Source organism: Streptomyces sp. NPDC087263, assembly GCF_044744645.1.
Lineage (GTDB): Bacteria > Actinomycetota > Actinomycetes > Streptomycetales > Streptomycetaceae > Streptomyces.
This window is the reverse complement of record NZ_JBIUYT010000005.1, coordinates 230,111-252,052: the sequence shown is the minus strand read 5'-3', so window position 1 is coordinate 252,052 and position 21,942 is coordinate 230,111. Positions and strand designations below refer to the sequence as shown.

Annotated in this window: 18 protein-coding genes and 1 pseudogene; 7 read left to right on the top strand and 12 right to left on the bottom strand. The window is 69.4% G+C overall.

Translation table 11 applies throughout. The annotated features are described in order from the left end of the window. Position 1 precedes the first annotated feature (1 nt). Positions 2 to 481 carry a carboxymuconolactone decarboxylase family protein gene (locus tag ACIPC1_RS18200; RefSeq protein ID WP_384382991.1) on the top strand — a complete coding sequence of 160 codons (480 nt, stop codon included), beginning with the start codon at positions 2 to 4 and terminating at the stop codon, positions 479 to 481. 24 nt (positions 482 to 505) lie between these two features. Here the strand turns inward: ACIPC1_RS18200 and ACIPC1_RS18195 are convergent, their stop codons facing one another. Both ACIPC1_RS18195 and ACIPC1_RS18190 read right to left on the bottom strand, forming a co-directional pair. Then, positions 506 to 2,149, bottom strand: a complete 1,644-nt coding sequence (locus ACIPC1_RS18195) for a GMC oxidoreductase (RefSeq protein ID WP_402518099.1) — start codon at positions 2,147 to 2,149, stop codon at positions 506 to 508. Positions 2,150 to 2,644: 495 nt separating this feature from the next. Further along, positions 2,645 to 3,178: a GNAT family N-acetyltransferase gene (locus ACIPC1_RS18190; RefSeq protein WP_384382940.1), complete on the bottom strand. Its 534-nt coding sequence runs from the start codon at positions 3,176 to 3,178 to the stop codon at positions 2,645 to 2,647. Between the two features lie 715 nt (positions 3,179 to 3,893). Between ACIPC1_RS18190 and ACIPC1_RS18185 the strand changes: the two genes are divergently transcribed. From ACIPC1_RS18185 to pknB, 6 genes are all read left to right on the top strand, one after another. After that, complete coding sequence (locus tag ACIPC1_RS18185; protein WP_402518097.1) at positions 3,894 to 4,445, top strand: TetR/AcrR family transcriptional regulator; 552 nt, start codon at positions 3,894 to 3,896, stop codon at positions 4,443 to 4,445. 216 nt (positions 4,446 to 4,661) lie between these two features. Further along, the gene (locus ACIPC1_RS18180) at positions 4,662 to 5,807 is read left to right on the top strand and encodes a VOC family protein (RefSeq protein WP_402518095.1); all 1,146 of its coding nucleotides are present in this window, start codon (positions 4,662 to 4,664) and stop codon (positions 5,805 to 5,807) included. A 35-nt stretch (positions 5,808 to 5,842) separates the two neighbouring features. Continuing rightward, positions 5,843 to 6,781, top strand: a complete 939-nt coding sequence (locus ACIPC1_RS18175; RefSeq protein ID WP_402518092.1) for a fumarylacetoacetate hydrolase family protein — start codon at positions 5,843 to 5,845, stop codon at positions 6,779 to 6,781. A 54-nt stretch (positions 6,782 to 6,835) separates the two neighbouring features. Then, on the top strand, positions 6,836 to 8,809 hold the full coding sequence (locus ACIPC1_RS18170; protein ID WP_402518089.1) for an acetoacetate--CoA ligase: 1,974 nt from the start codon (positions 6,836 to 6,838) through the stop codon (positions 8,807 to 8,809). Between the two features lie 220 nt (positions 8,810 to 9,029). Beyond that, complete coding sequence (locus tag ACIPC1_RS18165; RefSeq protein ID WP_402518086.1) at positions 9,030 to 9,665, top strand: TetR family transcriptional regulator; 636 nt, start codon at positions 9,030 to 9,032, stop codon at positions 9,663 to 9,665. A gap of 260 nt (positions 9,666 to 9,925) precedes the next feature. Next, positions 9,926 to 11,869, top strand: coding sequence for a Stk1 family PASTA domain-containing Ser/Thr kinase (gene pknB, locus ACIPC1_RS18160; RefSeq protein ID WP_402518084.1), 1,944 nt, complete (start codon positions 9,926 to 9,928; stop codon positions 11,867 to 11,869). Between the two features lie 101 nt (positions 11,870 to 11,970). Here pknB and ACIPC1_RS18155 read toward each other — a convergent pair whose 3' ends face one another. The 10 genes and pseudogenes from ACIPC1_RS18155 to ACIPC1_RS18110 form a co-directional block, all read right to left on the bottom strand. Continuing rightward, positions 11,971 to 12,606: a TetR/AcrR family transcriptional regulator gene (locus tag ACIPC1_RS18155; RefSeq protein WP_402518081.1), complete on the bottom strand. Its 636-nt coding sequence runs from the start codon at positions 12,604 to 12,606 to the stop codon at positions 11,971 to 11,973. 256 nt (positions 12,607 to 12,862) lie between these two features. Then, on the bottom strand, positions 12,863 to 14,446 hold the full coding sequence (locus tag ACIPC1_RS18150) for a bifunctional 3-(3-hydroxy-phenyl)propionate/3-hydroxycinnamic acid hydroxylase (RefSeq protein WP_402518080.1): 1,584 nt from the start codon (positions 14,444 to 14,446) through the stop codon (positions 12,863 to 12,865). A gap of 17 nt (positions 14,447 to 14,463) precedes the next feature. Beyond that, positions 14,464 to 14,580 (bottom strand): annotated as a pseudogene (locus tag ACIPC1_RS18145) (fumarylacetoacetase); the annotation flags it as partial. 87 nt (positions 14,581 to 14,667) lie between these two features. Next, complete coding sequence (locus ACIPC1_RS18140; protein ID WP_384382950.1) at positions 14,668 to 15,108, bottom strand: VOC family protein; 441 nt, start codon at positions 15,106 to 15,108, stop codon at positions 14,668 to 14,670. A 145-nt stretch (positions 15,109 to 15,253) separates the two neighbouring features. Next, positions 15,254 to 16,534: an MFS transporter gene (locus tag ACIPC1_RS18135; RefSeq protein WP_402518075.1), complete on the bottom strand. Its 1,281-nt coding sequence runs from the start codon at positions 16,532 to 16,534 to the stop codon at positions 15,254 to 15,256. Continuing rightward, positions 16,531 to 17,775 (bottom strand): ATP-grasp domain-containing protein, encoded by a 1,245-nt coding sequence (locus ACIPC1_RS18130; RefSeq protein WP_402518073.1) that lies wholly within the window; start codon positions 17,773 to 17,775, stop codon positions 16,531 to 16,533. The genes ACIPC1_RS18135 and ACIPC1_RS18130 overlap by 4 nt, the downstream gene beginning before the upstream one ends. Next, positions 17,772 to 18,950: a pyridoxal-phosphate dependent enzyme gene (locus tag ACIPC1_RS18125; RefSeq protein WP_402518070.1), complete on the bottom strand. Its 1,179-nt coding sequence runs from the start codon at positions 18,948 to 18,950 to the stop codon at positions 17,772 to 17,774. The genes ACIPC1_RS18130 and ACIPC1_RS18125 overlap by 4 nt, the downstream gene beginning before the upstream one ends. Beyond that, positions 18,947 to 19,954 carry an ABC transporter substrate-binding protein gene (locus ACIPC1_RS18120; protein ID WP_402518069.1) on the bottom strand — a complete coding sequence of 336 codons (1,008 nt, stop codon included), beginning with the start codon at positions 19,952 to 19,954 and terminating at the stop codon, positions 18,947 to 18,949. Before ACIPC1_RS18120 ends, ACIPC1_RS18125 begins: the two co-directional genes overlap by 4 nt. Next, positions 19,951 to 20,781 (bottom strand): ABC transporter ATP-binding protein, encoded by an 831-nt coding sequence (locus ACIPC1_RS18115; protein WP_402518066.1) that lies wholly within the window; start codon positions 20,779 to 20,781, stop codon positions 19,951 to 19,953. Before ACIPC1_RS18115 ends, ACIPC1_RS18120 begins: the two co-directional genes overlap by 4 nt. Continuing rightward, positions 20,782 to 21,906 (bottom strand): FecCD family ABC transporter permease, encoded by a 1,125-nt coding sequence (locus tag ACIPC1_RS18110; RefSeq protein ID WP_402518063.1) that lies wholly within the window; start codon positions 21,904 to 21,906, stop codon positions 20,782 to 20,784. Positions 21,907 to 21,942: the final 36 nt, after the last annotated feature.

Below are 21,942 nucleotides of genomic sequence, written 5' to 3'. Positions count from 1 at the left end.
CATGCAGATCGACATCCCCGAGGGCCAGGAACCGATCGGGTACGTGTGGGGCGAGATGGTCCCCGGTATCGGCATGGCCGCCGCGAACTTCTCACTGTCCGTGTACGAGCACACCACCCTGGGGCTGCGCGAGTTCGAGGCCGCCCGGCTGCGCATCGCGCAGATCAACGGCTGTCTCTTCTGCCTCGACTGGCGGACCGAACGCGAGGGCCAGAAGGTCGAGGAGGAGTTCGCGCAGGCGGTGACCCAGTGGCGTACCACCGACGTTTTCGACGACCGCACCAGGCTGGCCGCGGAGTACGCCGAGCGGTACGCCCTGGACCACCACGGTCTCGATGACGAGTTCTGGACGCGGATGACCGCGCACTACAGTCAGCACGAGATCGTGGAGCTGAGCATGAGCATCGGTTCCTGGCTGGCGTTCGGCCGGCTCAACCATGTTCTCGGCCTCGACGCCGTGTGCGTGCTGCCCACGCACTGAACCGGGTGGGCGTGGTCGCCGCCGTTACAGGTCAGTGGCGATGATCTTCTCGATGTTCCGTTCGGCGAGTGCGGTGATGGTGACGAACGGGTTCACGCTGGTGTTGCCGGGAATGAGCGAACCGTCGATGACGTACAGGCCCGAATAGCCATGCAGGCGCCCGTAGTTGTCGGTGGCCTTGTTGAGCACCGCGCCGCCGAGCGGATGGTAGGTCAGGTGATCGCCCCAGATCTTGTAGACGCCGAAGAGGTCGGTGCGGTAGATCGTGCCTTCCGTCGCGTTGATCTTGTCGAAGATTGACTTGGCCATGTCGATGGACGGCTGCTTCCAGGCGGTCTGCCAGTCGAGTTCGGCCTTGCCTGTCGCGGCGTTCCAGGTGAACTGTGCGCGGTTCGGGTTCTTGGTGATCGACAGATAGAACGAGGCCCACGTCTCGATTCCGGTGGGCAGCGGTGCGACCTCGGCGAACGCGCCACCGGCGGTCCAGTTGTCGATGCCGCCGCACGGGATGCTCGCCTGGAGGGAGCCGGTCGCGTCCCACAGGTGGTTGGCGCGACCGCACATGACGTTGCCGTTGTCGCCCCAGCCCTTGCCGATCTCGGAGTTGAGGGCGGGCAGCGCGCCGGTGGCCTTCAGCTTGACCAGCAGCTTGCTGGTGCCGACGCTGCCGGCCGCGAAGAAGACGCGGTCCGCCGTCACGGTCTTGGTGGTCGTGGTGTCACCGTTGGTGTTGATCTGGTCGATGAGGACCGTGTAGCCGCCGCCGGCCGCCGGGGCGACGGAAGTGACCTTGTGGAGCGGCGAGATGGTGACCCTGCCGGTGGCCGCGACCTGAGCGAGGTAGGTCTTCTGCAGTGACTTCTTGCCGTAGTTGTTGCCGTAGAGGATCTCGCCCGCCATCGCCGACTTGGGAACCGTTCCGGCTGCCTCCTGCTTCATGTAGTCCCAGTCGTATACGTCGGGGACGAAGACGAACGGGAACCCGGACCGCTGGGCGTGCTTGCGGCCGACCCGCGCGTACTGGTACCCGGGCGTGGTGTCGAACCAGGCCGGGTCGATGGTGCCGACCCCGAGCGCGGCGTTGGCCCGCGGGTAGTAAGTGCCGTACATCTCATCGGCGTTGACCGAGGGGAGGACGGCGGCGAAGTTCTCGCGCTTGGGTGTGACGGCCATGCCGCCGTTGACCAGGGAACCGCCGCCGACCCCGCGGCCCTGGTAGACGATGATGCCGCCCATCTCCTCGGCGTCCAGGATCCCGGTGTAGCGGGGGATGTCCTTGTCGATCGGGAAGCCGAGGAAGTTGCTGAGGGGCTGCTTGGTCCTGGTGCGGAGCCAGTACGACCGGTAGTCCGGGGTGGTGGTGTTGGCGAAGATCTTGCCGTCCGTGCCGGGGGTGTCCCAGGCCATGCCCATCTCGATCATGTGTACGTCGACGCCGGCCTGGGCGAGACGCAGGGCGGCGACGGAACCGCCGTACCCGGTGCCGATCACCAGGGCGGCGACATGGGCGCCGGGAGTGATCGGTCCGGCTGCCGTGACCGCCTGCGTCTGGGCCGACGCGACGTGAGCCGAGAGGGTTACCGCGCCGAGAATAGAACCTGTTCCAGTGATGAATCTACGACGCGAGACACCCCTGGTGGGCTTGTTGTGCATGATAGTGTCGTTCATGTGACACTCCTCACTCTTGACGAGTGAGAACACGTTCTACTGTTGCGAGCGTGTTAAGTCACTACATACCTCTAGGTAACTTGCGTCCGATTTCGGGACGGCGGGCGGCTCCCGGCCATGGGGAGCGACGGGTCGTCCTGGGTGAACCACCCCTTGGCGCGGTGCTTCTCGGCGCCAGGCGTGCCGCCCCTTGACTTCACAAGACCCCCGCGCAGCCTTCCTGACGCCGCATCAGAACCGGGACGCCGGGCGCCCGTTGCTTCCCGGGGTACAGCACGCTCTTCCGTCCCTCCGCCCGGTTGGAGCGCCCCGCCATGTCCACGAGTGCGACCCCTGCGCGACGTACCGAAACCGCCGCCGCCCCGGGACGTCGCGGCGCCGGGTGCTCGGCGTGACGGGAGCCTCCCTCGCGCTCGCGGCCGGCCTCCCGGGCATGGCCGACGCGGCGGACCTGCCTACATCGCGGCGCCGGACATCGCGGCCGGCGCCTCGTGATCAGCCTTCGAACTCGGTGAGATCGATGGCATGAACGTGCAGCGGATAGCCGTACACCGGGTGGGTCGTCTCGCGTTCCTGCACCATGCCGAGCTTGGTGATGATGTTCTCGGAGGCGTCGTTGCCCATCCGGTTGATGGCGATGACACGGTCGAGGCCGCGGTCCTGGAGCGCGAACTCCAGCGTGGCATGGGCGGCTTCGGACGCGTACCCCTGGCCCCAGAACTGTGAGCCGAGCCGCCAGCTGATCGACACGGCGGGCAGCACCTCCGGCAGGAACTCGGGCACGGACAGCCCCGCGAAGCCGGCCACTTCGCCCGAGGCCAGCAGCTCGACCGCGAAGATCCCGAACCCCTCCTCGTCCCACTCCTCCTCCCACCGCTCGATCTCCTCGGCGGTGTACTCCAGGTCGCGCACCGAGCCGTCGTCGATCCAGTGCATGACCTGGGAGTCCGCGTTGATGTCCGCCATCGGCGTGAGGTCGTCGTCGTACCAGCGGCGGAGGAGGAGGCGGGGGGTGTGGATCTCGGTCATGGCGCCCATCCTGCCTGACGGACGGATCGTCCGGCCAATGGCAGGGGGAGACCTGCTCGCCACGGTGAGCAGCACTTACCGCTCGGTGGGCGCCTGAGGAGGTCCTCGGTGGGAGTGTCAGTCGTCCGTTGCTGTGTCGGCCCGGTGTTACTCGTAGATCCAGCCGGCGGGAGTGGGTGCCCGGACGGCTTTGCAGATGTGCGTGCGGCAGGGTTCCAGGTCCCTGCCCCGGGCCGCCGCGACCACGCGGAGACGCAGAGATGCGGGTGGAAGGCCGTCCTGATCGAGCTGGACGATTTGTGCCTGTCCGTGAACGGGCCGCCGGTGAGTTTGATGCCGCCGGTGTCGATCACCCGCAGGCCTCTCCGCTGACGCTTCCGGCCCGCCTTTGCACGGCACCGAGCTACCACCTCCACGTCACGGAGAGCTCTTCCGGCTCGGGTGAAGCCGGTGGCCAAGCTCCCGATCAGCGGTCTGCCGATGCCTCCGGGGCCGATGACAGCGCGCTGCGGCGGCTGTACGTGACGCCGATCGAGCCCGGCACCGGCATCGGTGCGCCGTAGGGCGGTGTAGCCGTCGATGCCCCCCCTGCATGTCGCTGCTGGACAGATCCAGGTCCTTGGCCGTGTCTGCCCATGGACGCGCAGGCTAGTTAATTACCCGTTAGCGTGCAACTATCGGGCTGCCCTCCCCAACGACGACCGGAGGTCCCGGCATGACCAGTGCATACGTCGCGGAACGCAGCCGCACCCGCCTCACGCGGGCCCGCATCCTCGAGGCGGCCAGGCAGGAACTCGGCCGCGACCCCGACAGCAGTGTCGGTGACATCGCCGAGGCGGCCGGTGTGGTGCGTCGTACGGTCTACGGCCACTTCAGCGGCAGGGCGGCGCTGGTGGAGGGGCTGGCGGAGGAAGCCGCACGGGCGCTGCGGCAGGCGCTGGCGGTACCGGAGGATCACGCGTCGGACGCCGTCACGGAGCTGGCGCGCTTCGTCCTCGCCGTGTGGCCCGTCGGCGACCGCTACCGCATCCTGCTCCGCCTCGCCCTCCAGGACCTCCGGGCCGAGCGGGTGGATGAACTCCTCGCCCCCGCCCGCGACATGGCGGCGGCGATCATCGCCCGGGGGCAGCGGCAGGGGGTCTTCCAGACCAGCATTCCGCCCGGCCCGCTGAGTCGGGCGCTGGAGGGTTCGTGGTGGGGCTCCTGGAGTGTGTCAACGCCGGGACCTGGGCCGACGACGGCACGCGCACGGCGATCGCCGCCCTGATCGCTGTAGGAGTGGACGACGGTCTCGCCGTCACGCGTGTCCGAAGGCTCGACCGGTCCGAGTGCATCGGCGCGTAGAGCTCGGACGCGTCCAGCTGTTTGGATGATGGCAGTAGCAGTCTTGATAGATTCATCAAGTTCTGCTGTTGTTGTCTTGACGACGCGATGCTCACACTTGATGATTTCATCATTGAAATGATGTTGCTCGGAGGACACCATGTCTGAAACCCGCATCCACGGGGCCGATGCCAAGACCGCTCACCAGGACCTCCACAGCGAGCAGGGCGCCCTGCGCGGCGAGCATCCGGGCAGATCCCGGAATCCCGTGATCAAGGTGGCGGACCTGGCCTGGCTGGAGTTCGAGAAGCCCGACCTGGACCGGGCCGAGGTCTTCGCCCGTGACTTCGGCTTTCACATCGCCGCGCGCACCAAGAACGAGCTGTGGCTGCGCGGCACCTTCGCCGGCTCACCCTGCATGGTGATCAGACGCGGCCGTACGTCCCGTTTCATCGGCCCGGCGTTCCGCGCGGCCGAGCGGGCCGACCTGGACCGGCTGGCCCGGGCGACGGGGACGGACGTACGGGACGCGGACGTCCCCGGCGGCGGCACGGTGGTCGGCCTGCTCGACCCGTCCGGGTTTCCGGTGCGGGTCGTGCACTGCGCCGAACCGCTCCCGGAGCTACCCGGACAGCAGCCGCTGCTGCTCAACTTCGGCACGGAACACCGTCGTACGAACGCAACCCAGCGCCCGCCGCGGGAGCCGTCCCGCATTCAGCGGCTGGGCCATGTGGTGCTGGAGACGCGGGTGTTCGCCCGGGCTCTGGACTGGTACCTGGACACCCTCGGGATGATCGTGTCCGACTTCCTGTTCCTGGACGGGCAACGCGGGCGTGGCCCGTCCATGGCGTTCATCCGCTGCGATCTGGGCGGCCGGGCCGTCGACCACCACACCCTGGCCATGCATCTGGGGCCGGGCAACGGCTATGTGCACTCCGCCTACCAGGTGGCCGACCTGGACTCGATCGCGGCCGGCGGCGAGTACCTGAACGAGCGTGGCTACAAGCGTAGTTGGGGCATCGGGCGGCACGTCCTGGGCAGTCAGCTCTTCGACTACTGGCGTGACCCGGACCGCTTCATGCTGGAGCACTTCGCCGACGGCGACCTGTTCTCCTGCGACCTGGAACCCGGCTGGGCTCCCATGTCGACGAGCGGACTGGCTCAGTGGGGCCCACCCGCCACCAGGGACTTCCTCGGCGCGAGCCCCTCCCCGCAGCGGGTCCGAGACGTCCTCGAAGCCCTGCGCGGCGACAGTGAGATGGACCCGGCGCGTCTGCTGGGTCTGCTCAAGGCCGCCAACTCCTGACCCCCACCCCCCACCCCTCTGATGAAGGCAAAGACATGAGCACCAACGTCCTGCGCACCGCCAACGGCTGGTGGGTCGTTCTCGACGACCGAGCCGTCCCCGTCGACACCAAGGCCGTCACCACGGCCGAACTGATCGCCGACCGTGCCGCCGTGCGAGAGGCAGCCCTTTCGGGTGAAGCGGGCACGCCGGTCACCGACCTGGTGGCGCTCAGCCCGGTGACCACCCCCTGCCGAGTGGTCGCGCAGATGGTCAACTACCGCAGCCACGCCCGTGATTCCGGCTTCACCGGTGACATCCCGCCCGCCTTCTTCCGCAAGGCGTCCGGCTCGGTCGGCGGCCCGCGGGACAGCATCGTCCGGCCCTCCCATGTGAAGCTCCTCGACTACGAGATCGAACTCGGCCTCGTCATGGGCGCACCGCTGCCGGTGGGCACCGTGGTCGAGGAGCGGGACCTGCCGTCGTACGTCGCCGGGCTCGTGATCACCAACGACGTCAGCGCCCGTGACGTACAGCTGACCAAGACGCAGTTCTACGAGAGCAAGTCGTACCCGACGTTCACGCCGACCGGCCCCTACCTGGCGCTCCTCGATCCGGAGGACTTCGTTCGTCTTCTCGATCTGCGACTGAAGTTGTCCGTCAACGGTGAGCTGCGCCAGGACCGCACCCTCGCCGACATGATCGTCCGTCCGGCGCAGGCCCTCACCCTGCTCGCCCGCTTCCAGGCGCTGGACCCCGGCGACCTGCTCCTGACCGGCACCCCCGGCGGGACCGCCCTCAAGGCCCCGCCGAAGCCGGTCGAGAAGATCGGCGCGCTGTTGCCGCCCGCCGTGAAGTGGAAGGCGTTCTTCAAGAGCCAGGCCAGGAACCCGCGTTACCTGCACACGGGCGACGTGATCACGGCGACCATCGCGACCCCGGACGGCCGGATCGACCTCGGCGAGCAGCACACACCCGTCACGCACGCGAAGTAGAACCCGAAACGAGCCGCACATGAGCGCCGAGCACAATTTGAGGAGCGCCGCACGATGATCAGGCCGTGCCCTGAACCCTTCACGACACCCGATCCGCAGGCTGTCGCCGACAGCCGCATCGTGGACTTCGCCCGCCATGTCGGCCTGGACGGCACCGACTACGCTGCCCTGCACAGCTGGTCGGTCACCGATCTGACCGGCTTCTGGGCTGCGGTGTGGGAGTACTTCGACATCGACGCGGACACTCCGTACGAACGGGTACTTGCCGAGGAAATCATGCCCGGCGCCCGCTGGTTCCCGGGTGCCACCCTCAACTACGCCCACCACGCCCTGCGCAACCTGCCCTCCGACGGTCCGGCGATCATCGCCCTGGACGAGACCGGCAGCGGCTACGAGGTGACGGGAGAACAACTGCGTGCCCAGGTCGCCTCCGTCGCGGCAACCCTGCGCGACCTGGGCGTGGGGGCGGGCGACCGGGTGGTGGGTTACCTGCCCAACACCCCGCACGCGATCGTCGCGTTCCTGGCCGCCGCGAGCCTGGGTGCCGTGTGGTCGGTGTGCGGGCAGGACTACGCGCCCCAGGCGGCCGCCGACCGGTTCGGCCAGCTCGAACCCACCGTGCTGATCGCCGCCGACGGCTACCTGTTCAACGGCACCACCCACGACCGACGCGACGCCGCCCTCGAACTCGCCGCCGCGCTCCCGGCGTTGAAGGCGACGCTGCTGGTGGACCACGTGGGCCTGCCGTGGCCGTCGAGGGCGTACCCGTCGCTGGTCGTCCCGTGGGAGGACGCGTCCACCCGCATCGAGGAACTCGCCTGCACGCCGGTACCGTTCGACCACCCTCTGTGGGTCGTCTTCTCCTCCGGCACGACAGGTCTGCCCAAGGGCATCGTGCACGGCCATGGCGGCGTGCTGGTGGAGCACCTGAAGACCCTGGGCCTGCACTCCGACCTGGGCCCCGGAGACCGCCTCCTGTGGTACACCACCACCAACTGGATGCTGTGGAACATGGTCGCCTCGACGCTGCTGACCGGTGCCACGACATGCACCTACGACGGCAGCCCGGCGCCCTTCGCCAAGCCCGACATCCTGTGGGAGCTGGCGGCGCGCCACCGGGTCACCGCGTTCGGCACCAGCCCTCAGTACCTGCTGGGCATGGCCAAGTTCGGTATCGATCCGTCCGAGCACGACCTGTCCTCCGTCCGCGTGGTGGGCTGTACCGGCTCCGCGCTGCCCGCCTCCGCCTACCCATGGGTCCGCGACCACGTGGGCGACCGCGTGCTGCTGGCCTCGATCTGCGGTGGCACGGACGTGGTGGCCGGCTTTGCGGGCAGCGCGCCCAACACCCCCATCTGGGCGGGCGAGTTGTCGGCGCCGCACCTGGGAGTGTCGCTGGCGGCGTTCGACGACGAGGGCTTCCCGGTCGTGGACCAGGTCGGCGAGCTGGTCGTCACCCGGCCGATGCCGTCGATGCCGTTGTACTTCTGGAACGACCCCGACGGCAGCCGTTACCACGACGCCTACTTCTCCACGTATCCCGGCGTGTGGCGGCACGGCGACTGGATCACGGTCACGGGACACGGCTCGGTGACCGTGCACGGCCGTTCGGACTCCACCCTGAACCGCAACGGCGTACGGCTCGGCAGCGCCGACATCCACGACGTCGTCGAACGGCTTCCGGAGATCACCGAGGCGCTGGTGATCGGCGCCGAGGAGCCGGACGGCGGCTACTGGATGCCACTCTTCGTGGTCCTCGCCGCCGGCGCGAGCCTGGACGACACCCTCCAGGAGAAGATCCGCGGCGCCATCCGCAGTGAGGTCTCCCCGCGCCACGTCCCCGACGAGATCCTCGGCGTGCCGGGCATCCCGCACACCCGCACCGGCAAGAAGCTGGAGGTCCCGATCAAGCGCCTGCTCCAGGGCGCGCCGGTGGAGCAGGTCGTCAACCCGGATGTCGTGGACGAGCCCGGCCTCATCGACTACTTCGTTCGGCTGGGCGCCGAACGCCGGGAAGGGTCCGCGTGACAACCGCCCCGATCACCCTCGCGTCCGTGCTCTCCCCGGTCTTATGAGTGCCGTCGTACGAGGCGGGGTTTCAGGTGGCCCGGCCCTCGGATCGACCACGGTTCGGGCTGCTCGGATGGGCCACGGTTCGGGCCTCGCGAATCGGCCACGGTTCGGGCCGGGGCGTGCGTGACAGAATGAAGGTGCCCGTTCTTCGTCCCGCCTTCATCGAGGTTCTTCCGTGTCCCAGTCCGTTGGCCGCGTGCCGCAGCGACGCAATGCACGGTCCAACCGGGCGCGCATCCTGGCCACCGCGCGCCAGGAGCTCGGGCGGAACCCCGACATCACTCTGGAGGAGCTGGCCCGCGCCTCCGGTGTGGTCAGGCGCACTCTTTTCGGGCACTTCCCGGGACGGGCGGCGCTCCTGGACGCGTTGGCCGAGGAGGCCGCCGAGGCTGTCCGGGCCGCCGTGGCGGTCGGCGGGAAGGTGACGGAGCCGGCCGAGCGGGCCCTCGCGCACTTCTCCTTGTCGGTGTGGCCGGTCGGCGACCAGTACCGGATGCTCCTGGCGCTTGCCCAGCGGGACTTGGGCATGGAACGTGTCGCCGAGATCCTCGAACCCGCCCGGCTCAAAGTCACGGCGATCGTGGAGCGGGGGCAGCGGGAGGGAGTCTTCCCCTCCCATCTGCCACCCGCGGTACTGAGCGCCGGTCTGGAGGCGATGACGGTCGCCCTGCTGGCGGAGGTCAACACCGGGGCACTGGAGGACGACGGGACGCGCACGGCCGTCGCCACCCTCATCGCGGCCGGTGTGCCGGAGAAGCAGGCACGCGTCGTGGTCGATGACGCGGCCGCGACGGCCGCAGGGAGCCTGTAGCCGACGGTTGGGCCGCGGCGTGGCTGTCGACAAAACGGTTCGAACGGACCCTGGCGCGAAGGCACCGGGGCCGTCCCGCATAAGCCAACTTCTTTAATTACCCTCAGCTGTGCAATTATCTGCTCGTGCTCGTGCTGCTGTGACGTGGTGGCTCGGCGCGCTGTCGACCCCTGCGCAGGCCCCGACTTCCCGATCCCGTAGTGGAGAAGCCAGTGAATTTCGGCGGACCAGACGACCTGACTTTCTCCCATCCGGTGCCGGTGGCCGTCGTCGGGGGCCGGTACGAGCTGCGCCTGCTGCTCGGTTCCGGGGGGATGGCCGAAGTGCACCTCGCGCACGACGCCCGGCTCGACCGACTCGTCGCCGTGAAGACCCCGCGCGCCGATCTCGCCCACGACGCGGAGTTCCAGGAACGGTTCCGCCGGGAGGCCCAGTCGACGGCGTCGCTCAACCACCCCGCCATAGCCGCGGTGTACGACACGGGCGAGGACGCCACCATGTCGTACGGCGGCGGATGGGCGGGCGCCGGATTCCCGCTGCCGTACCTCGTGATGGAGTACGTCGACGGGACGACGTTGCGTGAAGCCCTTTACTCCGGACCGCCGTTGACCGTCGAACGTGCTCTGGAGCTGACGGCCGGTGTCCTGCGGGCCCTCGACCACTCCCACCAACAGGGCATCGTGCACCGGGACATCAAACCGGCCAACGTCATGGTGACGCAGGCCGGTCAGGTCAAGGTCATGGACTTCGGGATCGCCCGCGACGCGCGGGACGTCGGTATGACGCAGACGTCCGTCGTCATCGGCACCGCTCAGTACCTCTCGCCGGAACAGGCGCTCGGGCAGGACATCGACGCCCGGTCCGACCTGTACTCGGTGGGCTGCCTGCTGTACGAACTGCTCACCTTCCGCACGCCGTTCACCGGTGACTCGCCGATGGCGGTGATGTACCAGCACATCCAGGAGGCTCCGAGCCCGCCGAGCCTCTTCAACCCCGGGATCGGTCCCGACGTGGACGCGATCGTCCTGCGCGCCCTGCAGAAGAATCCCTGGTACCGCCACCAGTCCGCCGGGGAGATGCTCGCCGACATCGAGGCACTGTTGAGTACGGGATCGACTACGGGATCGGCGGCGGGTGCCGCGCCCTGGACGGAGGGGACCGACGACTCGTACGACGGAGGCGGCTCGTACGACCGCGACGCCTCGCAGGGTGGCGAGGAGGGGGCCGGGCGCCGCCGAGGGAGCGTGGCGCTGGTCGTGGCCGGCGTCGCCGTGCTGGTCGCGGCGCTCGTGGTCGGCTGGTTCATTTTCGGGCGGGGCGGGGCCGACGACGGCAAGGTGGCCGTTCCGGCGCTGGTAGGCATGACTCTCGACGAGGCTCGGAGCGCGGCGGACAACGTCGGCCTCACGCTCACCGTGGCGAAGCGGGAGGCCTGCGCCGACCAGCCCACGGACTACGTCTGTACGCAGAGTCCGACGGACGGCGAACTCGACAAGGGGGAGGCCGTGTCGGTGACCGTCTCCACCGGCGCGCCGAAGGTGGAGGTGCCGGATGTCGTCGACAAGGACGAGGACGACGCCTCCGGCATCCTGGAGGACGAGGGTTTCAAGGTGAAGCTCCGGCACGTCGAGTCCACGGAGGACCCCGGCACTGTCCTCGAGCAGGACCCCGAGGGCGGCGACAAGGTCGAGAAGGGCACCGAGATCACCCTCACGGTGGCCAAGGAGGCCGATAAATCCACTGTTCCGGACCTCACGGGCAAAACGGCGAGCGAGGCCCGGGAACTGCTGGCCGAAAATGACCTGAAGCTGGGTGACACGACCGAGGTCGACAACGGAGCCGAGGCCGGCACGGTCGTCGGACAGAGCGTCCCCTCCGGCGAAGAGGTCGATCCGGGCTCCACGATCGACATCCAGGTCGCCAAAACCGTGGAGACCGTGCAGATCCCCACCGACATCGTCGGCAGCACCCTCGGCGATGTCCAGGACGAACTGGGCGGGCTCGGACTCCAGGTCGGGGTCGCCTCCGGGTACTCCCAGGCGTCCGACGCCGTGGTGACGTCGAGTACCCCGGCGGCGGGAAGTGAGGTCGAAGCGGGCAGCACCGTGATCGTCGTCACCGAGGACACGAGTGACGAGTCGTCGGGCGACGAGACACCGGCCGACGACACGGCGGCGACGTCGCCGACGGACGGCGGTCAGTGAGACGACCTCACCGACGCCGGACGTCCGCGAGCCCTCAACCGACCGCATGCGGTTGAGGGCTCGGGTGGGCGACGACGGTGTCGGCCCTCAGGACTCTCTCTTCAGTCAAGATCGGGCAGGGGTCGCCAGGCGACTTCGCGGGCGTCCTCGGGCGGGACGCCCAGCATGCGCAGCAGCATTTCGGCCAGGCTTGATGCCGCCTCGTCGCCATCGCGCTCGGGCTGGGCGAACCGGAGCTCCACCAGTGCCAGCAAGGAACCGCCCAGGGCGGTCACCGCGATGGTCGGGTCGGTGATGGCGAAGCGGCCGGAGGCCATGCCGACCTCCAGGTCACGCATGGCGCGCGGAGCCAGGCCCGAGTCCGCGTGGAGGTGGCTGAGGCCACGGTGACGCAGAACCTGCATCAGCTCGGGCCGGGAGTCGGCCAGGCGTGCGCTGAGGCGGAATCCACCCGCGAGGAGTTCCGCAGGGTCGTCGACTCCCTGAAGGTGCTCGTCGAAGGCTTGGCCGAACTCTTCGAGGGCGTCCCGCACCGCCGCGTCGAACAACTCGACCTTCGACTCGAAGTGGTTGTAGAAGGTGCCGAAGCCGACGTCCGCCCGGTCGGCGATCGTCTGGATGCTCGCGCTGGTGTCGCCGGTCTCGGCGAGTATCTGCCGGGCCGCGCGGACGAGCGCCTGACGACTCTCGGCGCGGCGTCGTTCGAAGCGGTTGCGAGGGGGCGCTGACGTGGGCATACGTGCGACTCTATCAATGTGACCCATCCGCCACAGTTCTGATGAGTTGGTCAGTACATCGCTGATGAACTCATCACCACCCTGAAATTGACGGACGAGGCGTTCTCCCTTCACATGGCCGATGCGCTGCCGGGTTCGGTGCCTGTGCCGGAGTGCTGCTCGAGGGATCCGTACGGGGTCGCGTCGTACGACATTGCGGAGTCCCCCAGAACTTCCTGACTCGGGTGTGGCAGACCGCCTTGAGCGGCGGTGTCAGTCATCGCGTGGCACTCCACGACAGGGCGGCGAGCGAGCTCTGTGCGACGTACCCGCGGGTGGTGCACAGCAGGGGTGCCCAGACGGCTGTGTCGAAGAAGGCCCGGCCGTTCGTCGGGACAACGTCCATCACGACGCGGTCGGGGCGCAGCAGGACGGCGTCGGCGCGGCCTCCCCGCAGCCAGGCGGCGAGGGTGCCGTCGTCGCGGAGTTCGCCCACGGGCACCGCCCGGGTGCCGAGCCCGTGGGCGAGTGCCTTCAGCGAGGGTGAGGGGTCGGCGGCGGTCAGGATGGTGAAGGTGTCGCCGAGTACGTCGTCGAGACGGGCCCGCCGTCCGTCGGTGTCGATCCACGGCTGCGGACAGTGGGTTCCCACGAGGCGGCTGCCCCGGCGGGTACGGCGCCTCACGAGAGGCCCGGCGGCCAGTGCCGGGCTGAGGTCGCGGTTGGCCGCCTCCGTCAGGCCGGGTATGCGGCAGATCACGGCCAGGAGCCTGCGGCGCAGCGCGGCGGCGCCGTCCTGACCGCCGGTCATGGCCCAGCCCAGGGCGACCGCGAGCCGGATCACATGCCGTGCGTGCGGCTTGCGCTCACTCTCGTAGGTGTCCAACAGCCGCTCGTCACCGCCTTGTTGGAGGACCCGGGCGAGCTTCCAGGTGAGGTTGTAGGCGTCGCGCAACCCCGAGCACAGCCCCTGTCCGATGAACGGCGGCGTGAGGTGGGCCGCGTCGCCCAGGAGAAGGACCCGGCCGCTTCGCCAACGGTTCGCGACCCGCGCCCGGAAGGTGTACTCGCTCTCGCGGACGATCTCGAAGTCCCCGTCGTACGAGGGCGGCAGCCACGGAGCGACCAGCTCGCGGACCGGCTCCCGCCCGTCGCGCAGCCGGAACTCCCAGCGGTAGCGGTCTTCGCCGACGCGCATGAAGGTCGCCGGCCGGTCCGGGTCGCAGACCTGGTCGACGCCCTCCCAGGAGCGGACCTCGGCCTTCGTCCGTACGTCGATGACGGTCCAGCGTTCCTCGAAGCGCAGGTCCTCCCATACGGCGCTGATCGCCTCGCGGGTGAGGCTGTTCGCACCGTCGCAGCCGAGGACCGCGTCGGCCCACAGGTGGTGCTCGCCGTCGGGAGCGCGGTACGTCACGCGCACCGGGCCCTCGGTGTCCGGTGCGATACCGGTGACCTCCACTCCGTTCCGCAGTTCGCACTCCGGGCGCCGGGCCAGGGCGTCGCGCAGCAGTCGTTCCAGTGCGGGCTGCTCGAACATGCTGGTCTGCGGGTAGCCGTGCGGGCCCTGCTCAACGCGGCGGAACTCGGCCATCACCCGGTGCCGGGCGTCGAGCAGCCGCAGCCCCTTGCCAGGGCGGGCCATCGCGGCGAACGCCTCGCCGACGCCCGCGGCCTGGAGGATCCTGCGTACCTCGTCGTCGACGACGACGGCACGGGGGAGCGGATAGACGTCCTGGTGGCGTTCGAGAATGATGCTGCGGATTCCGCGGCGGGCGAGGAGGAGTGCGGTGGTCACGCCTACCGGCCCGGCGCCGATGATGGCGACGGGGATGTCCGAGGAGGGGTGCTCGATGCTCATGCGCGGCTCATTTCGGGTCCGGTCAGCAGCAGCTCGCCGGGGTCCAGGGGCTTGAAGCGGGCGAGCAGCGGGAGGGCCTGTGCCGGGCGGAGGCTCGTGGCGGTGAGGGCGCGGTCCTGACGCGGATCACTGTTCTACTCACGGTGCCCTCCCGGCAACGTTGCTGTAATGATGAAATTATCAGATCTGGTAATGCGATCGTCAATAGATTCCTCAGGCCATCAACTGAGCTGTTCGGCCAGTCCGACGAGAATGCCCTCGGGTCCGCGGACGTAACAGAGCAGATAGCTGTCCTCGAACTGCGCCACCTCGCCGACGAGTTCGGCGCCATGGGCTTGGAGGCGGGCCAGGACGTCCTGGATGTCGTCGACGGCGAACATGATGCGGCGAATGCCCAGCGTGTTCGTCGGTGCGACGGCAGGCTCGGCGCTGATCGCCTGCGGTGTATGGAACTGCGTGAGCTCCAGCCGACTGTGGCCGTCCGGGGTCCTCAGCATCGCCAGGTCCTGTCGGGCGTTGTCGAGCCCGATGACACGGTCCACCCAACGTCCCTCGATCGGCATCCTGCCCTCCAACTCCATGCCGAGTTCCACGAAGAACGCGATAGCGGCGTCAAGGTCGGCGACAACGATGAGGACGTTGTCCATCCGCTGGATCGTCATGACGGGTCTCCTTGGTGGTAGTGCCCCGGTGGCGGCATCTGCCCCTGGGACGGAGCCGCCAGGCCGTTCTCGACATCCTCTGCCCCTTCTTCGCCGAGACCCCTTTGACGCACCAGTACTAGTACCAGTGCCTGTCCCGACCGAGTCAACGCGTCCGTGCTGTGGCCGGGCGGTCCGGGTCGGCTGTGGTGGCGCCGGGCCGGAGACGGCGCAGCGTATGGATCAGCAGCGGGGGGAGCAGCGCGCCCTGCACCGCGACCGCTGTCCAGAAGAGTCCGGCGTGACCGGAGCGTTCTGCCAGTTCGTAGCCCCCGCCTCCTGCGATGCCGCTGGCGAACGCGCCGATTCCGGCCGCCAGGCGTTGGTGGCCGAAGACGACGGCGGGTGTGCGGCTGGACCGGTTCAGGGCTTCGAGGTCGTTCTTGAGGAAGAGGATGATCTCGCCGAGGCAGATGAGCAGGGCTCCGGCCAGGATGGCGGCCGGGTGGCCGAGGGCGAGGGTGGCCATCCCGGTGGCCAGCGCGGCGAAGCCGAGTCGCAGGGCCCGGGGGTAGGGCAGGCGGGCTATCCAGTCCGACAGGAGGGGCTGAGCGACGACCAGAAGCAGGGCGTACAGCGCGAGGACCAGGGCGTAGAAGAACGTCGAGGTCCGGGGCACCGCGTAGACCGCGAGGTAGTGCTGGAAGAACATGAAGACGTACACGCTGAGCACGGTGATCGCGAAGGGCATCGGAGCCAGTCCGGCGAGTGTCTTCTCCCGGCGCCGGGGCGGCCCCTCGATGTCGACTCTCCCTTCGTCCGGTCGGCGGTCGGGTTTCTCCACGGGCAGCAGCGCGTGCCCCACCGTGATCGCTGCGAACAGCACGGAGACCGCCGTGAACAGCCCCGCTGAGGCGCTGAGTACGAAGGGCGCGGCGGCGATCGGGCCGAGGGCGACACCGGCGTTGAGGGCGGAACTGCTCGCGGACAGCAGCAGCGGGCGCTGCTCCTCCTCCACGTGGTGCACCAAGTACCCCTTGTTGGCAGGCAGATAGAGCGCTGCGCCGCAGGACACGAGGAAGAGCGCGGTGACAGCCGCGGCCGGATGACTCAGCCCCGGCAGGAAGCAGGCGAAGCCCGCCGTACGGATCACCAGGGCGAGCAGCATGGTGCGCTGCAGTCCGATCCGCTCGGCGATCGCGGCCCCGACGACGCCGCCGGAGAACTGCACGAGCGAGGCGATGGCGAGCACCACGCCGACGGTGCCGAGCCCGATGCCCAGCCGCTCGTGCAGCAGGATCGACATGAACGGCAGCACGGCGAAGCTGCCCAAGGGGATCAGGAATGAACCGGCCAGCAGGAAGTACTGCGGGCCGGTGAGTGCCTTGAGCGGAGCGAGGCGGGAGCGCGGACCTCCGCCCGGCTTCCGCGACGACGTCGTGGTCATCCTCGGTCGTCGTCGTCCGTCGCGATGACCGGCCGTACGCTCCCGGCGGCGCTGAGCGCCCGGTGCAGGGCCAGTTCGGCCGTCGCAGCCTCGGCCAGGACGATGCCTGTGCAGCTGCGCTGGTCGCTCAGGTGCTCCACGCGCCGGCCGGGGACGGCGGTGGGGTACCACTCGGGCGAGCCGGGGAAGGCGGACAGACCGCCCAGGCCCGTCCAGCCGGTGAGGGTGCCGGGCCGGTCGGGGTAGACGAGCACGAAGGCGGTCGCGGGACCGGGGGTGTCATCGACAGCAACGGTGTCCAGCAGCGCGGGGCGGCGGCCGAGAGCCGTGTCGACCATGGCGTCGTAGACATTTGTGCCCAGGGCGCGGCACAGTGCCTCGCCGACGAGCGCGCCACCGATACGACGGTTGATCTCCACCAGTTCCGGGCCCTCGGTGGTGAGGACGAACTCCACGTGTGCGAAGCCGCTGTCGTGGCCGGCGATCGCCAGTACGCGCGCCACCCAGTCCTGGATCAGGTCGAGTTCGGGGCGGGGGAGGGCGACGGGGAAGGCCGCCGCCTCCTCGCGTACGGAGGGCTCGGGGGACATCTGCCGGCTGAGGACACCGAGCAGTTTCGTCTCGTTCTCCCAGCTGAGGGTCTCCGCGCTGTAGACGGGGCCGGAGAAGAAGGGTTCGGCGAACAGTCGTCCGTTGAAGGGGCGTTGGGCGGCCTCGGTGAGGGCCGTATGCAGCTGGTGCTCGTCGCGTACCGGCCAGACGTTGCGGGAGGAGGTGCCCGCGGAGTCCTTCAGGATGGCGGGCAGACCGACCTCACGGAGGATCTCGACGGCCGCCGAGGAGGGATCGACGGGAACGGCGAGAGCGCCACCGCGGCTGAGACCACGCTCGTGGAGGAGGTTGCGCACCCGGCTCTTGTCCCGCAGTTGACGGACCGCGGTCGGGTCGGGTCCCGGCAGCCCGAGTTTGGCGGCGAGGTCGGCGCCCGGGACGCTCCAGGTGTCGGTCGAGTTGATGAGCCCGCGCAGGTCGGGCACGGCGGCCAGAGCGGCGGCGCAGGCGGCTTCGTCGGTCGTGTCGAGGTCGACGATGTCCAGTGCCGTGGGGTCGAGGTGGGCGAGTTCGTGGCGGTAGACGTCCCGGTTGCCGGTGAGCAGACACAGGCGGTGTCCGGCGTTGTCGGCCGCCTCGATCAGGCGTCCCAGGCCGAAGGTGAGTGCCTCCAGGGCGGCGATGGTCACGATGCCTGGTCCTCCTTGGTCGATGCGGCGAGCGAGACCGCTGCCTGCGCGGGAACAGCGGGAACAGCGGGAACAGTCGGAACAGCGGGCACGGCGGGAACAGTCGGAGCAGAGGGCACGGCAGATTGCCGTACGTCGTACCGCCGCCGTTTCCACTCCATGACCGACCAGGGCAGCGCGAGGTCGGTGAGGCTGGTGATCTGGTGGGGCTTGAGCGTGCGCGGGTCGAGGGCCTCGTGGTGGCGGGCGAAGACGCGTTCGGTGTAGCGGTGACCGGTGTCGGCGCCGATGACCAGGTGCGTGCGCTCGGGGTCGCGGGCGGCCTCCCAGCCCGCGACGAGGTGGGCGGCGCCGGTGGACAGGCCGGCGAACACGGCGTGTTCCCGCAGCAGACCGACGGCGCCGGCCATGGCGTGCCGGAAGTCGAGCCAGTGAAGGGTGTCGTAGAGGTCGTGGCGGACGTTGTCGAACGGGATCGAGCTGCCGATCCCGGCGATGATCGCCTCGGGGTCGCTGAACCCCTCGCTGCCGAAGGTGACGCTGCCGAAGGGCTGGAGTCCCAGCAGGCGTACGTCTCGCCCGCGTCCGCGAAGCGCCTCGGCCAGCCCGCCGCTCGACGAGCCTGTGCCGACGGCTCCCACCACGGTCAGCGGCACATCGGGCAGCGCCCGGTCCACCAGGTCGGCGAACTCCTGGTAGCCGGTGTAGTGGACGCCGTCGTGGTACTGACGCATCCAGTACAGGCCCGGCCGTTCGGCCAGCAGCTGCCGGACCCGCCGGACCCGCCCCTCCTGGTCGAGTCTCAGATCCTTCGAGGGCGGCATCTGGTCCACGGTGGCGCCGAGGATCTCCAACTGGGCGCGCATCGTGGCGTCGACGGTGGTGGAGGCGACGATGTGGCAGTGCAGGCCGTAGCGGTGGCAGGCCATCGCCAGGGCCAGGGCGTAGATGCCGCTGGAGCTGTCGACGAGGGTCTGCCCCGGTTTCACGGTCCCGCGCTCCAGCAGGGTGCGGACCGCGCCGAGGGCGGCGTACACCTTCAGCGTCTCGAAGCGGGCCAGGACCACGTTGCCGGACAGCCGCAGCAGGTCCGGAGCCTTGATCGCGTCGGTGATGTGCTCGTGGACCGGGGCGCCCGGTGCGGCGGGTGCGATGCGCGCTGGGGTCACCGTCACAGCCCGACCGAGCGCAGGTAGCGGCCCAGGTCCTCGGCACCCGTGACGTTGCGCGGGCCGCTGACCGCGTCGCCGTAGGACATGACGAGGAAGTGGTTGTCCTGCACCGCCGGTATCGACTTCAGGCTGGGCAGCGACTTGAGGTAGGCGATCTTGTCCTTGGCCGGCTGGTCGGCGTAGTCGATGATCACGATCACCTCGGGCCTGGCCTTGATGACCGGTTCCCAGCCCACCGATGTCCAGCCCTTGTCGAGATCACCGAAGACGTTGGTGCCTCCGGCCGCGGTGATGACGTCGTTCGGAGCGGCGTGCCGGCCGGCGGTGAACGGCTGGTCGGTGCCCGAGTCGTAGACGAACACCTTGGCCGGGTCGTCCCCGGCGGGCCAGGTCTTCTTCAGGGCGGTGACACGGTCCTTGAGGTCCGTGACGAGTTCGTCGGCCCGCTTCTCGACACCGAAGATCTTCCCCAGGTTGTCGAGGTCGGTGTAGAGCGCCTCCAGCGGTGTCACGTCGACGCTCTTGTCGCCGTAGTCCCAGCAGGTCTCGGTGTGCAGATAGCTGGCGATGCCGACCTTGTCGAGCAGGGCCGGGGTGATACCGCGTTCCTCGCTGAAGCCGGAGTTCCATCCGGCCAGTACCCAGTCGGCCTTGGCGTCGACGACGATCTCCCGGGTGATGCGCTCGGTGCCCAGCCGTTCGACCTCGGAGTAGTCCTTGCGCCAGGGCGAGCCCTCGATGGACGGGTCGCCGAGCTCGTTCATGACGTAACCGCGCATCTGGTCCGCCAGGCCCAGGGAGAACATCTTCTCCGCGCCGCTGACGTCGTAGGCGACCGGGCGTTCGGGCCGGGCGTACGTGACGTCCTCGCCGCAGTTGGAGACGGTGACGGTGGCGGGCCCGGCCTTTGCAGCGGGCTCGACGTCCGCGCCGCATCCTGTGGTCACCAGGAACCCGGTCGCCAGTAGTCCGGCGGTGAGGGCGCGGGGGAACGGTGGTCTGATCACGAGTGTGGTCCTTCCGGGGGAGCGTCGGCTGCTGTGGGGGTGCCGGCGGGCGCCGGGGCGAGGTCGTAGAGCAGTTGCGGGGTTCCGGTCCGTGGATGGGGCACGACCATGGCGTCGACGCCGAACACCTTGCGGACCAGCTCGGGCGTCAGGACCTCCGCGGGAGTACCCGAGGAGACCAGACATCCGGAGCCGAGCACGGCGATGCGGTCGCAGACCTGGGCCGCCAGGTTGAGGTCGTGCAGGGCGGTGAGGACGGTCAGTTCGGATGAGCGCAGGAAGGAGAGCAGCTCGACCTGGTGCCGTACGTCCAGGTGGTTGGTGGGCTCGTCCAGGACCAGGACGCGGGGCTCCTGGACGAGGGCGCGGGCGACGAGTACGCGCTGGCGCTCGCCGCCGGACAGGGTCAGCACGCTGCGGTCCGCGAGGTGGGCGATGTCCAGCCGGTCCATCGCCTGCCGGCACAGCTCGCGCTCGCGAGCGGTCAGCGGATGGTTGCCGCGTGCGTGCGGAGCGCGGCCGAGGGCCACCACCTCCTCGACGGTGAAGTCGAGTTCGCTGTGGCTCTCCTGGGTCAGGGCGGCGATCGAGCGGGCGCTGTCACGCAGCTTCAGCGAGGTCAGGTCGGTGCCGTCGAGCAGGACGGCACCGGAGGTCGGCTTCAGCGCCCGGTAGACGCAGCGCAGAGCGGTGGACTTGCCGCTGCCGTTGGGCCCGACGAGCCCCACGATCGAACCGGCGGCCACGTCGATGGTCAACCGGTCGACGAGCGCCCGCCCGGCCGCTTGGACGGACAGGTCGCGCAGCGAGAGGACAGAGGGGGCCATCTACTGGCCTCCGAACAGATAGCCGCGCCGCCGCATCAGCACGACGAACACGGGCACACCGATCAGTGCCGTGATCACGCCGAGCGGCAACTCCTCGGGCGCGAAGGCGGTACGGGCCACCAGGTCGACCCAGACCATGAAGCAGGCCCCGGCGAGCGGCGCCACGGCCAGCACCCGCCGGTGAGTCGAGCCGACCCAGATCCGTACGACATGGGGGAGCACCAGACCGACGAAGCCGATCGCGCCGCTGACCGCCACGATCAGCCCGGTGACGGCCGCGGTGAGCACGAACAGCCTCCGCCGCAGGGCGTCGGCGTCCACGCCCAGGCTCGCCGCCGTCTCGTCCCCCAGCGACAGCACGTCCAGCGACCGGCTCTGCCGCAACAGCACCACGACCGCGACCAGAACCGCCGCCGCCACCAGGGGCAGCGACTCCCAAGTCGCCGACCCCAGGCTGCCGAGCAGCCAGAACAGCACCGTCCGCGCGGCCTGCCCGTTCGGGGAGAGGAAGACCAGGACACTCATCAACGCCTGGAATCCGTACGCCAGCGCCACCCCGGTCAGCACCAGCCGCAGCGGCGTCAGGCCGAGCGGACCGCGCGCGGCCAGGTACACCAGCACCGTCGCACCGAGGGCCCCGAGGAACGCGGCGGCCGACAGGGCGAAGACCCCAAGACCCGCGAAGATCCCGAACACCACGACGGCCGTCGCCCCCACGGACGCACCCGACGAGATACCCAGCACGAACGGGTCCGCGAGAGCGTTGCGCACCAGTGCCTGGATGGCGACGCCGACGACGGAGAGCCCGGCGCCGACGACCGCCGCGAGCAGCACCCTGGGGGTGCGCACATGCCAGACGATGGAGTACCCGGTCACCTCGTCCGCCCCGATGCCGCCGCCGGTGAGAGCCGCCCACAGGAAGTGCACGACGTCGGCCGGCGGTACGACGGTCGGCCCCAGCGCGATGCCGGCCACGACGGAGACCACCAGCGTGACGGACAGCGCCACGAGTGTGCTCAGCAGTCTGCCGCGGCCTGCGGGGCGGTCCTCCGGATCCTGGTGCGGCTCACTCTCCGAGGAGACGGCGGGGCCTGCGGAAGAGGTCCCGGATGCGGCCCCGGTCATGAAGTCCCCTCATTCGCACGGAAGTTGCTCGGCGGG

Bases quoted from the DNA above. Each gene is read 5' to 3' on its own strand.
- ACIPC1_RS18200 (WP_384382991.1), top strand. From the start codon at position 2: ATGCAGATCGACATCCCCGAGGGCCAGGAACCGATCGGGTACGTGTGG.
- ACIPC1_RS18195 (WP_402518099.1), bottom strand. From the start codon at position 2,149: ATGAACGACACTATCATGCACAACAAGCCCACCAGGGGTGTCTCGCGT.
- ACIPC1_RS18190 (WP_384382940.1), bottom strand. From the start codon at position 3,178: ATGACCGAGATCCACACCCCCCGCCTCCTCCTCCGCCGCTGGTACGAC.
- ACIPC1_RS18185 (WP_402518097.1), top strand. From the start codon at position 3,894: ATGACCAGTGCATACGTCGCGGAACGCAGCCGCACCCGCCTCACGCGG.
- ACIPC1_RS18180 (WP_402518095.1), top strand. From the start codon at position 4,662: ATGTCTGAAACCCGCATCCACGGGGCCGATGCCAAGACCGCTCACCAG.
- ACIPC1_RS18175 (WP_402518092.1), top strand. From the start codon at position 5,843: ATGAGCACCAACGTCCTGCGCACCGCCAACGGCTGGTGGGTCGTTCTC.
- ACIPC1_RS18170 (WP_402518089.1), top strand. From the start codon at position 6,836: ATGATCAGGCCGTGCCCTGAACCCTTCACGACACCCGATCCGCAGGCT.
- ACIPC1_RS18155 (WP_402518081.1), bottom strand. From the start codon at position 12,606: ATGCCCACGTCAGCGCCCCCTCGCAACCGCTTCGAACGACGCCGCGCC.
- ACIPC1_RS18150 (WP_402518080.1), bottom strand. From the start codon at position 14,446: ATGAGCATCGAGCACCCCTCCTCGGACATCCCCGTCGCCATCATCGGC.
- ACIPC1_RS18140 (WP_384382950.1), bottom strand. From the start codon at position 15,108: ATGACGATCCAGCGGATGGACAACGTCCTCATCGTTGTCGCCGACCTT.
- ACIPC1_RS18135 (WP_402518075.1), bottom strand. From the start codon at position 16,534: ATGACCACGACGTCGTCGCGGAAGCCGGGCGGAGGTCCGCGCTCCCGC.
- ACIPC1_RS18115 (WP_402518066.1), bottom strand. From the start codon at position 20,781: ATGGCCCCCTCTGTCCTCTCGCTGCGCGACCTGTCCGTCCAAGCGGCC.
- ACIPC1_RS18110 (WP_402518063.1), bottom strand. From the start codon at position 21,906: ATGACCGGGGCCGCATCCGGGACCTCTTCCGCAGGCCCCGCCGTCTCC.